This window comes from Labrys miyagiensis (genome assembly GCF_030160835.1).
GTDB lineage: Bacteria > Pseudomonadota > Alphaproteobacteria > Rhizobiales > Labraceae > Labrys > Labrys miyagiensis.
Window position 1 is genome coordinate 77,654 of the sequence record NZ_BSPC01000080.1, and the last position, 13,540, is coordinate 91,193.

At 63.3% G+C, this 13,540-nt stretch carries 15 protein-coding genes; 9 read left to right on the forward strand and 6 right to left on the reverse strand.

Annotated elements, in window-relative coordinates; translation table 11 throughout:
* Positions 1 to 292 precede the first annotated feature (292 nt).
* A complete protein-coding gene (gene rpsD, locus QQL24_RS33495; protein ID WP_284316661.1) occupies positions 293 to 910 on the reverse strand; it encodes a 30S ribosomal protein S4 in 618 nt (205 codons plus the stop codon).
* Positions 911 to 1,215: 305 nt separating this feature from the next.
* On the opposite strand from rpsD, the gene QQL24_RS33500 reads away from it, so the two are divergent.
* Complete coding sequence (locus QQL24_RS33500; protein ID WP_284316662.1) at positions 1,216 to 1,581, forward strand: hypothetical protein; 366 nt, start codon at positions 1,216 to 1,218, stop codon at positions 1,579 to 1,581.
* 10 nt (positions 1,582 to 1,591) lie between these two features.
* Here the strand turns inward: QQL24_RS33500 and murI are convergent, their stop codons facing one another.
* The 3 genes from murI to QQL24_RS33515 form a co-directional block, all read right to left on the reverse strand.
* Complete coding sequence (gene murI, locus QQL24_RS33505) at positions 1,592 to 2,413, reverse strand: glutamate racemase (RefSeq protein ID WP_284316663.1); 822 nt, start codon at positions 2,411 to 2,413, stop codon at positions 1,592 to 1,594.
* Positions 2,414 to 2,641: 228 nt separating this feature from the next.
* Positions 2,642 to 3,142, reverse strand: a complete 501-nt coding sequence (locus tag QQL24_RS33510; protein ID WP_284316664.1) for a CYTH domain-containing protein — start codon at positions 3,140 to 3,142, stop codon at positions 2,642 to 2,644.
* A gap of 214 nt (positions 3,143 to 3,356) precedes the next feature.
* A complete protein-coding gene (locus QQL24_RS33515; protein ID WP_284316665.1) occupies positions 3,357 to 4,103 on the reverse strand; it encodes an RNA methyltransferase in 747 nt (248 codons plus the stop codon).
* A 216-nt stretch (positions 4,104 to 4,319) separates the two neighbouring features.
* On the opposite strand from QQL24_RS33515, the gene QQL24_RS33520 reads away from it, so the two are divergent.
* The 8 genes from QQL24_RS33520 (at position 4,320) to QQL24_RS33555 (ending at position 11,815) form a co-directional block, all read left to right on the forward strand.
* Positions 4,320 to 4,562 (forward strand): hypothetical protein, encoded by a 243-nt coding sequence (locus tag QQL24_RS33520; RefSeq protein ID WP_284316666.1) that lies wholly within the window; start codon positions 4,320 to 4,322, stop codon positions 4,560 to 4,562.
* A gap of 64 nt (positions 4,563 to 4,626) precedes the next feature.
* A complete protein-coding gene (locus QQL24_RS33525) occupies positions 4,627 to 5,271 on the forward strand; it encodes a glutathione S-transferase family protein (protein ID WP_284316667.1) in 645 nt (214 codons plus the stop codon).
* A 117-nt stretch (positions 5,272 to 5,388) separates the two neighbouring features.
* Positions 5,389 to 6,600, forward strand: a complete 1,212-nt coding sequence (locus QQL24_RS33530) for an NADP-dependent isocitrate dehydrogenase (RefSeq protein ID WP_284316668.1) — start codon at positions 5,389 to 5,391, stop codon at positions 6,598 to 6,600.
* Positions 6,601 to 6,720: 120 nt separating this feature from the next.
* Complete coding sequence (locus QQL24_RS33535) at positions 6,721 to 7,188, forward strand: RidA family protein (RefSeq protein ID WP_284316669.1); 468 nt, start codon at positions 6,721 to 6,723, stop codon at positions 7,186 to 7,188.
* Between the two features lie 229 nt (positions 7,189 to 7,417).
* On the forward strand, positions 7,418 to 8,653 hold the full coding sequence (locus tag QQL24_RS33540; protein WP_284316670.1) for a GNAT family N-acetyltransferase: 1,236 nt from the start codon (positions 7,418 to 7,420) through the stop codon (positions 8,651 to 8,653).
* Between the two features lie 4 nt (positions 8,654 to 8,657).
* The gene (locus QQL24_RS33545; protein ID WP_284316671.1) at positions 8,658 to 9,074 is read left to right on the forward strand and encodes an HIT family protein; all 417 of its coding nucleotides are present in this window, start codon (positions 8,658 to 8,660) and stop codon (positions 9,072 to 9,074) included.
* Positions 9,075 to 9,322: 248 nt separating this feature from the next.
* Entirely contained in the window at positions 9,323 to 9,901 is a 579-nt protein-coding gene (locus tag QQL24_RS33550; RefSeq protein ID WP_284316672.1) for a hypothetical protein, read from the forward strand.
* A 351-nt stretch (positions 9,902 to 10,252) separates the two neighbouring features.
* Entirely contained in the window at positions 10,253 to 11,815 is a 1,563-nt protein-coding gene (locus tag QQL24_RS33555) for a DEAD/DEAH box helicase (RefSeq protein WP_284316673.1), read from the forward strand.
* Between the two features lie 127 nt (positions 11,816 to 11,942).
* On the opposite strand, the gene mce is transcribed toward QQL24_RS33555, so the two are convergent.
* Together mce and QQL24_RS33565 are read right to left on the reverse strand one after the other, a co-directional pair.
* Entirely contained in the window at positions 11,943 to 12,347 is a 405-nt protein-coding gene (gene mce, locus QQL24_RS33560) for a methylmalonyl-CoA epimerase (RefSeq protein ID WP_284316674.1), read from the reverse strand.
* The gene (locus QQL24_RS33565; protein WP_348536517.1) at positions 12,344 to 13,471 is read right to left on the reverse strand and encodes an anhydro-N-acetylmuramic acid kinase; all 1,128 of its coding nucleotides are present in this window, start codon (positions 13,469 to 13,471) and stop codon (positions 12,344 to 12,346) included. Before QQL24_RS33565 ends, mce begins: the two co-directional genes overlap by 4 nt.
* Between the last annotated feature and the right edge of the window lie 69 nt (positions 13,472 to 13,540).

Below are 13,540 nucleotides of genomic sequence, written 5' to 3' on the forward strand. Positions count from 1 at the left end.
CATTGTTTCGACGCGTCTTTGCGATTCCTGCCGATTCCGTCAAATCGCAAAACGCTTTGGTTTTTGCGCGACAGCCCCTGCCGCTTTCTTGCTTGTTTCGCCGGCTTTGTCTGGCAAGACCATACGCACCTGAGCCGCCTTGTCTCATGATCTTTTTGCAATACGGCTATCCCGATTTGCTGACCGTCAGGACAAGAGATCCTGTTCTTCACGCATTACTTGGCTGGCAGGCGCTCCAAAAAGAAAGGCCGCCGATGCGGCGGCCTTTCGGTGATGTTCCGTTACGGACGGATCAACGCGAATAGAATTCGACCACGAGGTTCGGTTCCATCTGGACCGGATAGGGCACGTCCTGCAGCGTGGGCACGCGGACATACTTGGCGCTCATCTTGGTGTGATCGGCCTCGATGTAATCGGGGACGTCACGCTCGCCGGAACCAACGGCCTCGAGCACCAGCACGAGCTGCTTGGACGCTTCCTTGACCTCGACGACGTCACCCGGCTTGACCTTGTAGGAGGGCACGTTGACACGGCGGCCATTGACCTTGATGTGGCCATGGTTGACGAACTGGCGGGCGGCGAACACGGTCGGCACGAACTTGGCGCGATAGACCACGGCATCCAGGCGGCGCTCGAGCAGGCCGATCAGGTTGGCGGACGAGTCGCCCTTCAGGCGGAGCGCCTCCTGATAGGTCTTGCGGAACTGCTTTTCCGAGATCGAGCCATAATAGCCCTTGAGCTTCTGCTTGGCGCGCAGCTGCGTGCCGAAGTCAGACATCTTGCCCTTGCGGCGCTGGCCATGCTGGCCCGGGCCATATTCGCGACGGTTGACGGGGGACTTGGGACGGCCCCAGATATTCTCGCCCAAACGGCGATCGATTTTGTACTTGGCGGCGTGGCGCTTCGACATTCGCGTCCTCTATGGTTTGCGAAGTTTATGAGGAACGCGCCCTCCTCTCCCGACTGCCAGCATATGCTGCAACCCGGGCGACAGACATCCGTCAAGCGGATATCGCGGGAGCGTAAAACATCACGCGGGACCAAAAGGCCCCGCGTGATGGCGGTCACTTAGTCGAAACTGGCGGATGTGTCAATTCGGTGAAGGGGCCAGACACCTCTCCGGCCGGAGAATCATTCCCCGTTGGTGCGTATCCGAGGTAGCTCGACACGCTTTCGGCCTCTCTATATCCCATTGGCAGGAATTGGGAGACCGCCATGAAACTCGCTTGCCTGTCCGCCGCCTGCCTGCTCGCCTTCACGACCATGGCGGCGGCCGAGCAGCCGCTCACCAGCTATGACGCACGCCTGAGCGCGCAGGATCACTTCAACTCCACGGGCGAGCGCCTCACCAGCGTGGCCGCGATCATCCGGCAGGACCGGGCGAACTACTATGTCTATGGCAACCGTGACGCGGAGGACGAGGGCGACAGCTTCTTTGCCGACAAGGCGAACCGGGAAAGGCTGGAGGAATTCCTCAACAATGGCCGCATCAGCGCCTCGGCCGAGAGAGCAATCCTCAACGGTTCACCGCTGATCCACGTTGATGTCTACAGGCGCTTCATTGTCGTGACGGTGGAGTAAGCAACGCGCCTCAGTGCCAATGAGGCGGCATCGCCTCGATGGTCATGGCCGGCAGGCCACGATCTCTCAACGCCCGCCGCAGATCGTCGGTGATCGCCACGCCGCTGGTGAAGACGGCCGTTGCGTCCGCTGGAATCGTTCTCGGCGGTACGGGCCCGGCAAGATCGACCGCACGGCGGGCGATAGCGGGTGCCGGATCCAGCCAGGTCACCGGCCAGGGCGCCAGGTGCTGCATCGTCTCCAGCAGCAAGGGATAATGCGTGCAGGCGAGCACCACCACATCGGTGCGCTTGCCGTCCCTGTCGACGAAGCAGGGCGCGATCTCCTCGATGACCGCCTTGTCCTCCACCGCATACCCCTTGAGATGGGCTTCGCAGAGCGTCGCCAGGCCGGTCGCGCCCACGAGTTCGACCTCGATACCCCCAGCGAAGGACTGAATGAGCTGATGCGTGTAGTCGCGCTTCACAGTGCCTGGCGTCGCCAGGATGGCCACCCGGCCAGTCCGGGTCAGCGCCACTGCGGGCTTGATCGCCGGCACCGTGCCGACGAAGGGGATCGAGAAGCGGCTGCGCAGCGCCGGCAGCACCAGGGTCGAGGCCGTGTTGCAGGCAATCACCACCAGGTCGGGCCGGTGGAGCGGGATCAGCCGCTCCATGATCTCCACGACGCGGGCAATCACCACGTCTTCAGGCAGCCGGCCATAGGGAAAGACCGCATCGTCGGCGGCATAAATGAAATTGGCGCCCGAAAGCGCCGTTCTCAATTCTGAAAAGACGGTGAGGCCGCCAAGGCCTGAATCGAAGACGAGGACAGTTGGAGTGCGGCCAGACATGACCGCAACTCCATAAACCGTGCCAGCCAGAAGGTCGACCCCCAAAGGACTTGTGCCTTTGCGGGGCTCTTCCGAATGATCGAAACCCATAAGGTCCAATCGCTGCATATCGAATTGCCCGTACGCACTACCCAACCGGGCGCACGTCCATAAAAGCCCAGATGAGTGAATGAAGCGTTTCCATCGTGCTCTTTTTTTGATCCCAAAGCGGCACGCTTGCGGCGGGCTTTACCACAAGGCCTCGGCCATGAAGGTCTCATCGCTCCAGCTCGTATAGGGAAAGCGCGCCAGGTTGGAATTGCCATAGCGCCGGTCGCCCGTCACCTCCAGGCCGGCCCAGGGCGGGATGGCCACCTTCTGGGCTTCGTACACCAGCTCCACCTCGGCGATAACCAATCCCGTATTGGCGCCGGTAAAGACGTCCACCGCCCAGAGCGTGTCGTTATAGATCACATCGTAGCGCGTCTTGGCGATAAGAGGCTCGATGCTGAAGCATTTGATGATCTCCAGCGCATCGGCTTTGGGGATCTCATATTCGAACTCATAGCGCGTCATCACGCCCGGCTCGCTCTTCAAGGTGATGAAGCCCTTGTCGCCGAACACCCGGATGCGGGCGCGTAGCAAAGGCGTACGGCAGAAATAGCCCTGGCGGATGGGGGCGGAGGCCTGGACATGTTCGCGCCAGGACTCATCACGAACGAGGAATTTGCGCTCGATCTCCAAAGCCATGGGACACCTGCAGATGGACGATGGTCCCGCAGGGTAGCGAGCCTTTGTGACAGGTGTTTCGCGCGGGCGGGAACGGAGCTTGCGTTCGTCATTGCGAGCGCAGCAAAGCAATCCAGGGGCCAAAGGGCCGCGTTTGTTGCCCCTGGATTGCTTTGCTGCGCTCGCAATGACGGCATTTCTACCGTTCTAAAGGCTGGCGCCTGGCCTCCGCCCCTCAGTCCCGCTTGAAGCGCGTGCCTTGCCGCGCGCCCACCAGCGAGGCGACAGCGCCGCGCATGGTCTGGACGTCCTGCTCTGTCATCTCCAGCCGATGCCAGATGTTACGGAAATTGCGCACCATCACTTCGCGCTTCTCGGGCGGATAGAAGAAGGAGACGGCGTCGAGCTCCTTCTCCACATAGTCGAAGAAGGCGAGCATGTGCTCGCGCGTCGCAGGCGGGGACGTGCGCGTCGGCGCGATAGGGGCCTTGCCGCCCGAGATCAGCTTCCACCACTCGTAGCCGACCAGCAGCACGGCCTGCGCCAGGTTGATAGAGGTGAAGGCCGGGCTCACCGGAAAGGAAATGATGGCATCGGCCAGCGCCACATCGTCATTGGAAAGGCCCATCCGCTCGGGCCCGAACAGGATGCCCGAACGTGCGTCCTCGCCGGCCAGCGCCTGCATCTTCTGGGCGCCCTCGTCGGCAGCGAAGATGTCCTTCATCTGGCCACGCTCGCGGGCCGTGGTGGCGAAGACATAATTGAGGTCGGCGATCGCCTCCTCGGTCGTCTCGAACAATTTCGCATTGTCGAGCACGGCCGAAGCGCCGGAGGAGGCCTGGCGCGCGCCCTTCTTGGGCCAGCCGTCGCGCGGGGAGACCAGGCGCATCTCGCTGAGGCCGAAATTCATCATGGCGCGGGCGCACATGCCGATATTCTCTGCGAGCTGGGGGCGGACCAGGATCACGGCGGGAGGCGTCACGGCTGCTCTCTTGTTCGAAACGGCGATTCCCGCTCCATACCGCCCTTCATCGGCGCGGTCGATCCCTGTTCTCGGGAACATTCCTGTTCCCCGCGAAACACCCCTGCCCGGCCTTTCCGGGTCGGCGTGTCATACCGCACGGTCGCCCCGGATCGGTGGAGATAGGGTTCTTTCATCGACAAGGGCACAACGCCCACAAATTGAAGGACCATGACGATGCGCAAGATGCTCCTTACCCTCGCTTTCGCTGCCAGCGCCCTCACCGCCGCCACCACCGTGTCCCTGGCCGACGATTGCGACTACGGCTATTCGAACGGCTACAGCAGCTACTCCAACTCCTATCGCGTGACCCAGACCTACAGCCGCACCACCTATTATGATTGCCGCACGGTGAGCTACCGCGTCTGGGACGACTATTCGCAGACCTACATCTACCGCACCCGCGAAGTCTGCAACTGAGCCGGGCTGGTCAAATTCGCCTTCCCTGCTACCCTGCCGGCCCGACATGCACAGGACCGGCGCCATGAGCGAAGATCTCGTTCTCTATACCAATCCGATGTCACGCGGGCGGATCGCCCGCTGGATGCTCGAGGAAGTCGGCCAGCCCTATCACGCCGAGATCCTCGCCTTCGGCGACGGCATGAAATCGGCCGACTATCTCGCCCTCAATCCGATGGGCAAAGTCCCGGCCCTTTCGCACAAGGGCACCATCGTCACCGAATGCGGGGCGATCTGCGCCTACCTCGCCGATGCCTTTCCGGAGGCGCAACTGGCGCCACCGCCGGGCAGCCCCGCCCGCGGATCCTATTACCGCTGGATGTTCTTTGCCGCCGGCCCAGTGGAAGCGGGCGTCACCAACAAGGCCCTCGGCTTCGAAGTTCCGGCCGGGCGAGAGCGCATGGCCGGCTATGGCCGCTATGGCGACGTGATAGACACGCTCGAATTCGCCGTCACGCAGAACGAATTCATTGCCGGCGACCGGTTCACGGCGGCAGACGTCTATTTCGGCTCGCAGATCGGCGCGGGCCTTGCCTTCAAGACCATCGAGCCGCGCCCAGCCTTCCAAGCCTACTGGCAGCGTCTGGCCGACCGGCCGGCGGCGCTTCGAGCCCGTGCGATCGACGATTCCCTGATTGCCGAAATGAAAAAGGCACAGTCCGCGCACTGACGTGCTTTTGATACCGCTGCGGCAAAATTTGCCGCAGCCGAGAGGCCCGCCAACTTCCCCCGCCGCAAACGCGGTGCTATAGCCCGCCATATTTCCCCTAAAAATGAGGCGTGCACGATGGCGAAGATCAAGGTGGCCAATCCGGTCGTCGATATGGACGGCGACGAGATGACCCGGATCATCTGGCAACAGATCAAGGACAAGCTGATCTTCCCTTATCTCGACCTCAAGCTCGATTATTACGACCTCAGCGTCGAAAACCGCGACAAGACCCGCGACAAGGTCACCGTGGAGGCCGCCGAGGCCACCAAGCGCCACGGCGTTGCCGTCAAATGCGCCACCATCACGCCGGACGAAGCCCGCGTGAGGGAGTTCAACCTCCAGGAAATGTGGAAGTCGCCCAACGGCACCATCCGCAACATCCTCGGCGGCGTGATCTTCCGCGAACCGATCATCTGCAAGAACGTGCCGCGCCTGGTGCCCGGCTGGACCCAGCCCATCGTCGTCGGCCGCCATGCCTTCGGCGACCAGTATCGCGCCACCGATTTCCGCTTCCCGGGCAAGGGCACGCTGACCATCAAGTTCGTCGGCGACGACGGCACGGTGATCGAAAAGGAGGTCTACAAGACCCCCGGCGATGGCGTGGCGCTCGCCATGTACAATGTCGACGAATCGATCCGGGAATTCGCCCGCGCCTCCTTCAACTACGGCCTGGCACGCAATTTCCCGGTCTATCTGTCGACCAAGAACACCATCCTCAAGGTCTATGACGGCCGCTTCAAGGACATCTTCGCCGAAGTCTTCGCCAACGAGTTCAAGGCGGAGTTCGACAAGCGCAAGCTGACCTATGAGCACCGCCTGATCGACGACATGGTGGCCTCGGCGCTGAAATGGTCCGGCGGCTATGTCTGGGCCTGCAAGAACTATGACGGCGACGTGCAGTCCGACATCGTGGCGCAGGGCTTCGGCTCGCTCGGCCTGATGACCTCGGTGCTGCTCAGCCCCGACGGCAAGACGGTGGAAGCCGAAGCCGCCCACGGCACGGTGACCCGCCACTACCGTGAGCACCAGAAGGGCAAGGAAACCTCGACCAACTCCATCGCCTCGATCTTTGCCTGGACCCGGGGCCTCGCCCACCGCGCCAAGCTCGATGACAATGCCGAACTCGCCAAATTTGCTTCGACGCTGGAGAGGGTCTGCGTCGATACTGTGGAATCCGGCTTCATGACCAAGGACCTCGCCCTTCTGGTCGGACCGGACCAGAGCTGGCTGTCGACCACGGGATTCCTCGACAAGGTCGATGAGAACCTGAAGAAGGCGATGGCGTAATCCGGGAGCGCGGACGTCCTCGTCCGCTCTTCCCTTCCAGCACCCTCAACGTTTCCAAGAGCGGATCGTCCGACACTCTCTTGAGTGTCGTCGGGACGTCCGCGCTCCCAGGAACTCCCCATGTCCACCATCGACACCCGCCTCGCCGAACTCGGCATCACCCTTCCCACCCCCGCAGCCCCGGTTGCCAACTATGTCGGCACCGTGCGCACCGGCAATCTCCTCGTCATCTCCGGCCAGCTCTGCTTCAACGCCGAGGGCAAGCTCGCCGCCACCGGCAAGCTCGGTACCGGCACGGTCACGGTAGAAGATGCCCGCGTTGCCGCCCGCTACTGCGCCATCAATGTGCTCGCCCAGATCAAGGCTGCCGTCGGCTCGCTCGACAAGGTGGTGCGCGTCGTCCGCCTCGGCGGCTTCATCGCCGCCACGGCCGAGTTCACCACCCATCCGGCGGTGATGAACGGCGCCTCGGACCTGATGGTCGAGGTCTTCGGCGACAAGGGCCGCCATGCCCGCTCGACCATCGGCGTGCCTTCGCTGCCGCTCGACTCGACCGTCGAAGTCGAAGCGCTGATCGAGGTCGAGTGACGCATAAGCGTCGACTTTGATACCTGACACGGAGTGGCGGTCACCGACCGCCATCTTCTTTTCAGAAGACGCCTCGTTTCCAACAATGTCGATCGGTGAGCGACACTCCGATTTCTTGCCCTTGCCTATCGCCTGATTACGCCTAAATGATTGGCAAGGGAGCGCCCCGGCCTCGACCGCGCGCCGCTGCCCATTATAGTGATCAAGCAATAGTCGAGGGATACTGGCCTTGAGCGATACCGGCTTTACGATCAAGGTTGCCTCCTCGATCGAAGCCATCGGGCGTGACAACTGGGACCTCTGCGCCAATCCCATGCGCGCATGGCCGCAGCAGGATCGCGGCGGCGCAGCCTCATCCGACGGCGAACTGGCGGCACCCGATCCGGCGGCCGAGCACTTCAATCCCTTCATCGCCTATGATTTTCTGCACGCGCTCGAGGCAAGCGGCTGCGTTGGGCAGCGCAGCGGCTGGACTCCACTGCATCTCGTCGCCGAGCGCCCGGACGGCCGCCTCGCCGGCATCATGCCCGCCTATGGCAAGACGCACAGCCAGGGCGAATATGTGTTCGATTGGGGCTGGGCCGATGCCTATGAGCGGGCCGGCGGACGCTATTATCCCAAGCTTCAGGTGAGCGTGCCCTTCACACCGGCCACCGGACGGCGCATCCTCGTTCGCCCTGGCGAGGATCGAGAAGAGGTGTCCGCCGCCCTCGTCGCCGGCGCCAAGGCGACGCTGCGCTCAATCGGTGGCTCGTCCATCCACACCACCTTCATCGGTCATGACGACTGGCGGTGGCTCGGCGGCCAGGGCTTCCTGCAGCGCACAGACCAGCAGTTCCACTGGATCAACGAGGGCTATGGCAGCTTCGAGGACTTCCTCGCCGCCCTCGCCTCGCGCAAGCGCAAGACCATCAAGCGCGAACGGCGCGATGCACTGGCCAACGGCATCACCATCGAGCATCTCACCGGAGACGCGATCACCAGGGAAGCCTGGGACGCCTTCTATTCGTTCTACACCGATACCGGCTCGCGCAAATGGGGGCGACCCTATCTCAACCGCAAATTCTATGCCCTGATCGGTGAGACCATGGCCGAGCATGTGCTGCTGGTGATGGCCAGGCGCGATGGGCGCTATATCGCCGGCGCCATCAACTTCATTGGTTCCGATACGCTCTACGGCCGCAACTGGGGCTGTATCGAAGACCACCCCTTCCTGCATTTCGAGGTCTGCTATCATCAGGCCATCGATTTCGCCATAACACGCGGCCTCAAGCGTGTCGAAGCGGGGGCACAGGGCGAACACAAGCTTGCGCGCGGCTACCGGCCGGTTACAACCTATTCCGCCCACTATATCGCCGATCCCGGCCTGCGACGTGCGATCGACGATTACCTCGCGCATGAGCGCGCGCAGGTGGCGGCCAATCACGAAGCCCTCGACGAGGCAGCGCCCTTCAAGAAAGGATAGCGGCATGACCGCTTACGATCCCGACAACATCTTCGCCAAGATCCTGCGCGGTGAGATCCCGAACCATACGGTCTACGAAGACGAGGGGACCCTCGCCTTTCTCGACATCATGCCCATCGTCGACGGCCATACGCTGGTGATCCCCAAGAAGCCGGCGCGCAACATCTTCGATGTCGAGCCGGAGGATCTCGCCACACTCGTGAAGGCCGCCCAGAAGGTCTCGCTCGCCGCCTGCAAGGCCTTCGGCGCCGACGGCCACACGCTGCGCCTGCATTCGGAAGCCTCGGGCGGCCAGGAAGTGCCGCATATCCACTTCCACCTCCTGCCGATGAAGACGGGCGTGCCGGTGCGCCCGCGGGCGATGGCCGATCACGGCGTGCTGGCCGAGCATGCGAAGCGGATCCGCGAGATGCTGAAGTAGCGCGAGGAGCGTGCTTCCCGGGAGCGCGGACGTCTCGTCCGCCTCTTGGAAACAATGACATCACAATAAGGGCGCGGACCTCAACGGTTGCGCCCTTTCTTATATCGCTGGCGGTTCAAGAGGCGGACAAGATGTCCGCGCTCCCAATAAATTTCTTACCGACCGATTCGCCTTGGCAAGCTTTTCTTCACCATCACGCGCAATAGTGCCTGTCACTGATTTGCGTTGCGTTGTGTCTGGAGTTGAAAATGTTGCTTGCGAGTGCTGTCGATATTTCCATCGGCTGGCTTTGGCATACTGCCTACCGGGCCCGCTGGCATTGGAAACTGAAGCGTGAGGGCGCACTGGTTGCCGCGGGCTTCGTTGCCCTTGTCGGCGTCATCGACACGGCGCGCTCGCTGTACTCAGCCCATCCGACAACCCAAGGGCAGACGGCAACGATCACGACGCCTGCTCCTGGCGCAGCGCCGCAGCCGGTGGTCGCGAGCACGGTTCCGGCGGCGATCGCCCCCGCTGCCACGGCGCAGCAGCCTGTTGGCAGCACCGTGCAGGCCTATTCGGATCCGAGTACGCCGCAATTCCCGATCATCCAGGACCAGACGGGCTCTATCGACCAGGCCGACCCTGTCGAGACCATCCTGCCGATGGATCCGGCGGCCCAGAAGGACGACCCGATCGCCCGCAAGATCAACGAGCGCTTTGGCGATGCGGCCGAGGCTCCCGCTGTCCATAAGCCCAAACCGAAGCCGGTCAAGACGGCCGCCAGCAAGCCGGCCAAACCTGCAAAGCCCGCCAAGAAGCCGGCGGACGACCCGTCCACGAACTGAGGTCACAGGACAAGCAACGCCGAAGAAGGTGGGCTCTGCCCGCCTTTTTCGTTTTCGACTCAGGCAGCGGGGTACCGGCCGCGGTCATCCCTCCTCCTGCTTCTCAACCTAGACTTCCCCAAGGGCATGTTCGTAGCGCTGCCATCCAACTCTGCGCACCCAAAGAAAAAACGGGCAAACAAACAGAAAACGGCCCGCTTTCGGCCCCAAACCATTGACAATTCCACTTTCACCCCTATGTTCGCGGCATCCAAGCCTCCTTGATGAGGCCATGTGGATTATCCGTGCGGCGATGCGAGCCGCCCTCTGCCGTCCGATGGGGGCGGCCTCTGTAGGTTCGACATTCCCGCAATGAGCTTTACTGAACTCGGTCTTTCTCCCAAGGTCCTCGCTGCTGTGGAAGCGGCGGGTTACACAACGCCGACTCCAATCCAGGAGCAGGCCATTCCCCATGTGCTGCAGCGCCGCGACGTGCTGGGCATCGCGCAAACGGGCACCGGCAAAACCGCCGCCTTCACCCTGCCGATGCTGACGCTGCTGGAAAAGGGCCGCGCCCGTGCCCGCATGCCGCGCACGCTGATCCTCGAACCCACCCGCGAACTGGCGGCGCAGGTTCAGGAAAACTTCGACCGCTACGGCACCAATAGCGGTCTTTCGGTGGCCCTCCTGATCGGCGGTGTCTCCTTCGGTGACCAGGACGCCAAGATCACACGCGGCGTCGATGTGCTGATCGCCACCCCCGGCCGCCTGCTCGACCATGTCGAGCGCGGCAAGCTGCTCCTCACCGGGGTCGAGCTTCTGGTGATCGACGAAGCCGATCGCATGCTCGACATGGGTTTCATTCCCGACATCGAGCGCATCTGCAAGCTGGTGCCCTTCACTCGCCAGACCCTGTTCTTCACGGCCACGATGCCGTCCGAAATCAAGCGCATCACCGACCAGTTCCTGCACAATCCCGTGCAGGTGGAAGTTTCCCGTCCGGCCACAGCGGCCACCACAATCATACAGGCCTTGGTACACACCCGTTCGGGTCCACCCGAAAAGCGCATTACGCTGCGCCGCCTGATCCGGTCAGCCGAAAATCTCCAGAACGCCATCGTCTTCTGCAACCGCAAGTCGGAAGTCGCCATCCTGCATAAATCGCTGGTGAGGCATGGCTTTGGCGCCGTCGCCCTGCATGGCGACATGGACCAGCGCTCGCGCATGGCGGCACTGGAAAGTTTCCGCAACGGGGAAATGTCGATCCTCGTCGCCTCGGATGTCGCTGCCCGCGGCCTCGACATTCCAGAAGTCAGCCACGTCTTCAATTTCGACGTGCCCGTGCATGCCGACGATTACATCCACCGTATCGGCCGCACGGGCCGAGCCGGCCGCGCCGGGTGGGCCTTCACGCTGGTGGCGTCCGCCGACGGCAAGCATGTCTCGGCCATCGAGGCGCTGACCGGCAACAAGATCCCCTTCACCGGTGACCCGCCACCGATCGAAGGCGATGCCGAGGAAGAGATTTCGGAGCGCCCACGCCGTGGCCGCCGCGAACGCGGTGCCAAAAAGGACGAGGGCGAGCGCTCGCAACGTGCCAAGCCGCGCGACGCCAGGCCGGCACGAGAGCCTAGACCCGAGCGTGAGCCTAGATCCGAGCGCGAGCCCAGACCTGAGCGCGAGCCCAAGCCCAGACCTGAGCGCGAACCCAGACCTGAGCGCGAACCCAGACCTGAGCGCGAGCCGCGGCCCGAGCGCGAAGCCGAGGAAACACCTCGCGCCGCCCGCCACGCCCCTGCCCCGCAGCAGCGGCCACCCGAGCAGCAGCGGCCGCATCGGCGTCGGCATGATGACGATGACGGGCCGGTGGTGATCGGCCTCGGCGATCACGTGCCGTCCTTCCTGCTCAATCCGATCCGCCGCAAGAGCGGCTAACTGGGAGCGCGGACATCCTGTCCGCTCTTGGAAACGATCAGGTCGTAAGAAAGGGTGCAACCGTCGAGGTTTGCGCCCTTCTTTCTGTGTGGGTGATTCAAGAGCGGACAGGATGTCCGCGCTCCCATCACACCTGCTCCAACTCCACCAGCGTCCCGGAAAAATCCTTGGGATGCAGGAACAGTACCGGTTTGCCGTGCGCGCCGATCTTCGGTTCGCCATCGCCCAGCACGCGTGCGCCGGCCTGCTTCAGGCGGTCGCGCGCAGCGACGATGTCGTCCACCTCGTAGCAGATGTGGTGCATGCCACCGTCCGGGTTCTTCTCCAGGAATCGCGCGATCGGCGAGTTCGCGCCGAGTGGCTCCAGTAATTCGATCTTGGTGTTGGGTAGAGTGATGAACACCACCGTCACGCCATGCTCAGGCAACTGCTGCGGCGCCGAGACATCGGCCCCCAGCGTACCGCGATAAAGCGCCGAAGCGGCAGCGAGATCACGCACCGCGATGGCGACATGGTTGAGGCGTCCGATCATGCGCGGAGCCGGCTTTGGCCGGGCGTCGCGAGCACGCCGCCCGTCAGCGCCCGCGGCACTCCCGTGCTGGAGGGGAAGGTCAGCGGCAGCCCCTTCAGCGAGCGCACGGCAAGATAGGCGAAGGCCTGGGCTTCCATCATGGAGGCCGACCAGCCGAATTCATCGGCGGTGCGGACAGTTGCGCCGGTTTCCTCGCGCAGGAATTTCAGGATGGCGGGGTTGCGCGCTCCCCCTCCGCTGACGATCCAGAGCCTGGGCTCGCGCGGCAGCCATCGCCGCGCGGCGGCCGCACTGCGGGCCGTGAAGGCGGCGAGGGTCGCTGCCGCGTCACGGGTCGAAAGCCCCGCCACCGTTTCGCGTGAGAAGGCGTTGCGGTCGAGCGATTTCGGCGGCTTCTCCCCAAAGAAGGGATGCGTCATCAGCGTGACGAGCATCTCCTGGTTTACCTGTCCCGCCAGGGCCTGGCGGGCGTCCTGGTCCATGGCGACGCCGCTGCGCTCCAGCATGAGGTCGTCGATCAAGGCGTTGGCCGGACCGGTGTCGAAGGCGACGGGATCGTGCCCCTCGGCGATATAGGTGATATTGCCGACGCCGCCGAGATTGAGGACGGCGACGGGGCCGGCGAGCTTGGCCTCGCGCACCAGCGCCTGGTGATAGGCAGGCACCAGCGGAGCTCCCTGCCCGCCCTCGGCGACATCGGCGGCGCGCAGGTCATGAACAACGGGGATGCCGAGGCTGTCGGCCAGTGCCTGGCCGTCGCCGATCTGAACCGTCAGGCGCTCATGCGGGCGATGCAGCACCGTCTGGCCGTGGAAGCCGACGACGTCGATATCCTCGGGGGAGAGATCGTGCTCCTTCAGGAAATCGGAAATGATGTCGGCATGCTTGCGGGTGATCAACCGCTCGGCCGCACCGACCACACCGGGGCGCTCCGTCCGCTTCTTCATCGGCAGGGCATCGGCGAGAGCCTGGCGCAGCAGCGCGCGCTCCTCCTCCGTGTAAGCGAGTTCGACCGAGGCGCCCATCCGCACCACGCCCTCGCCATCCGTCTCGATCAGGGCGGCATCGATACCGTCCATCGAAGTGCCGGACATCAATCCAAGGGCGGTCAACATCGTCTTCATGCGCAATCTGCCTCGATTTCAAGCCTGGACTGTACCAAAGCGCATCCAAACCTGATAGACGGCGGCGGC

Excerpts from the sequence above, each read along its gene's own strand:
- QQL24_RS33555 (WP_284316673.1), top strand. The coding sequence starts at position 10,253 with ATGAGCTTTACTGAACTCGGTCTTTCTCCCAAGGTCCTCGCTGCTGTG.
- QQL24_RS33535 (WP_284316669.1), top strand. The coding sequence starts at position 6,721 with ATGTCCACCATCGACACCCGCCTCGCCGAACTCGGCATCACCCTTCCC.
- QQL24_RS33510 (WP_284316664.1), bottom strand. The coding sequence starts at position 3,142 with ATGGCTTTGGAGATCGAGCGCAAATTCCTCGTTCGTGATGAGTCCTGG.
- QQL24_RS33520 (WP_284316666.1), top strand. The coding sequence starts at position 4,320 with ATGCGCAAGATGCTCCTTACCCTCGCTTTCGCTGCCAGCGCCCTCACC.
- QQL24_RS33530 (WP_284316668.1), top strand. The coding sequence starts at position 5,389 with ATGGCGAAGATCAAGGTGGCCAATCCGGTCGTCGATATGGACGGCGAC.
- QQL24_RS33565 (WP_348536517.1), bottom strand. The coding sequence starts at position 13,471 with ATGAAGACGATGTTGACCGCCCTTGGATTGATGTCCGGCACTTCGATG.
- QQL24_RS33525 (WP_284316667.1), top strand. The coding sequence starts at position 4,627 with ATGAGCGAAGATCTCGTTCTCTATACCAATCCGATGTCACGCGGGCGG.
- QQL24_RS33500 (WP_284316662.1), top strand. The coding sequence starts at position 1,216 with ATGAAACTCGCTTGCCTGTCCGCCGCCTGCCTGCTCGCCTTCACGACC.
- murI (WP_284316663.1), bottom strand. The coding sequence starts at position 2,413 with ATGTCTGGCCGCACTCCAACTGTCCTCGTCTTCGATTCAGGCCTTGGC.
- mce (WP_284316674.1), bottom strand. The coding sequence starts at position 12,347 with ATGATCGGACGCCTCAACCATGTCGCCATCGCGGTGCGTGATCTCGCT.
- rpsD (WP_284316661.1), bottom strand. The coding sequence starts at position 910 with ATGTCGAAGCGCCACGCCGCCAAGTACAAAATCGATCGCCGTTTGGGC.
- QQL24_RS33545 (WP_284316671.1), top strand. The coding sequence starts at position 8,658 with ATGACCGCTTACGATCCCGACAACATCTTCGCCAAGATCCTGCGCGGT.
- QQL24_RS33550 (WP_284316672.1), top strand. The coding sequence starts at position 9,323 with ATGTTGCTTGCGAGTGCTGTCGATATTTCCATCGGCTGGCTTTGGCAT.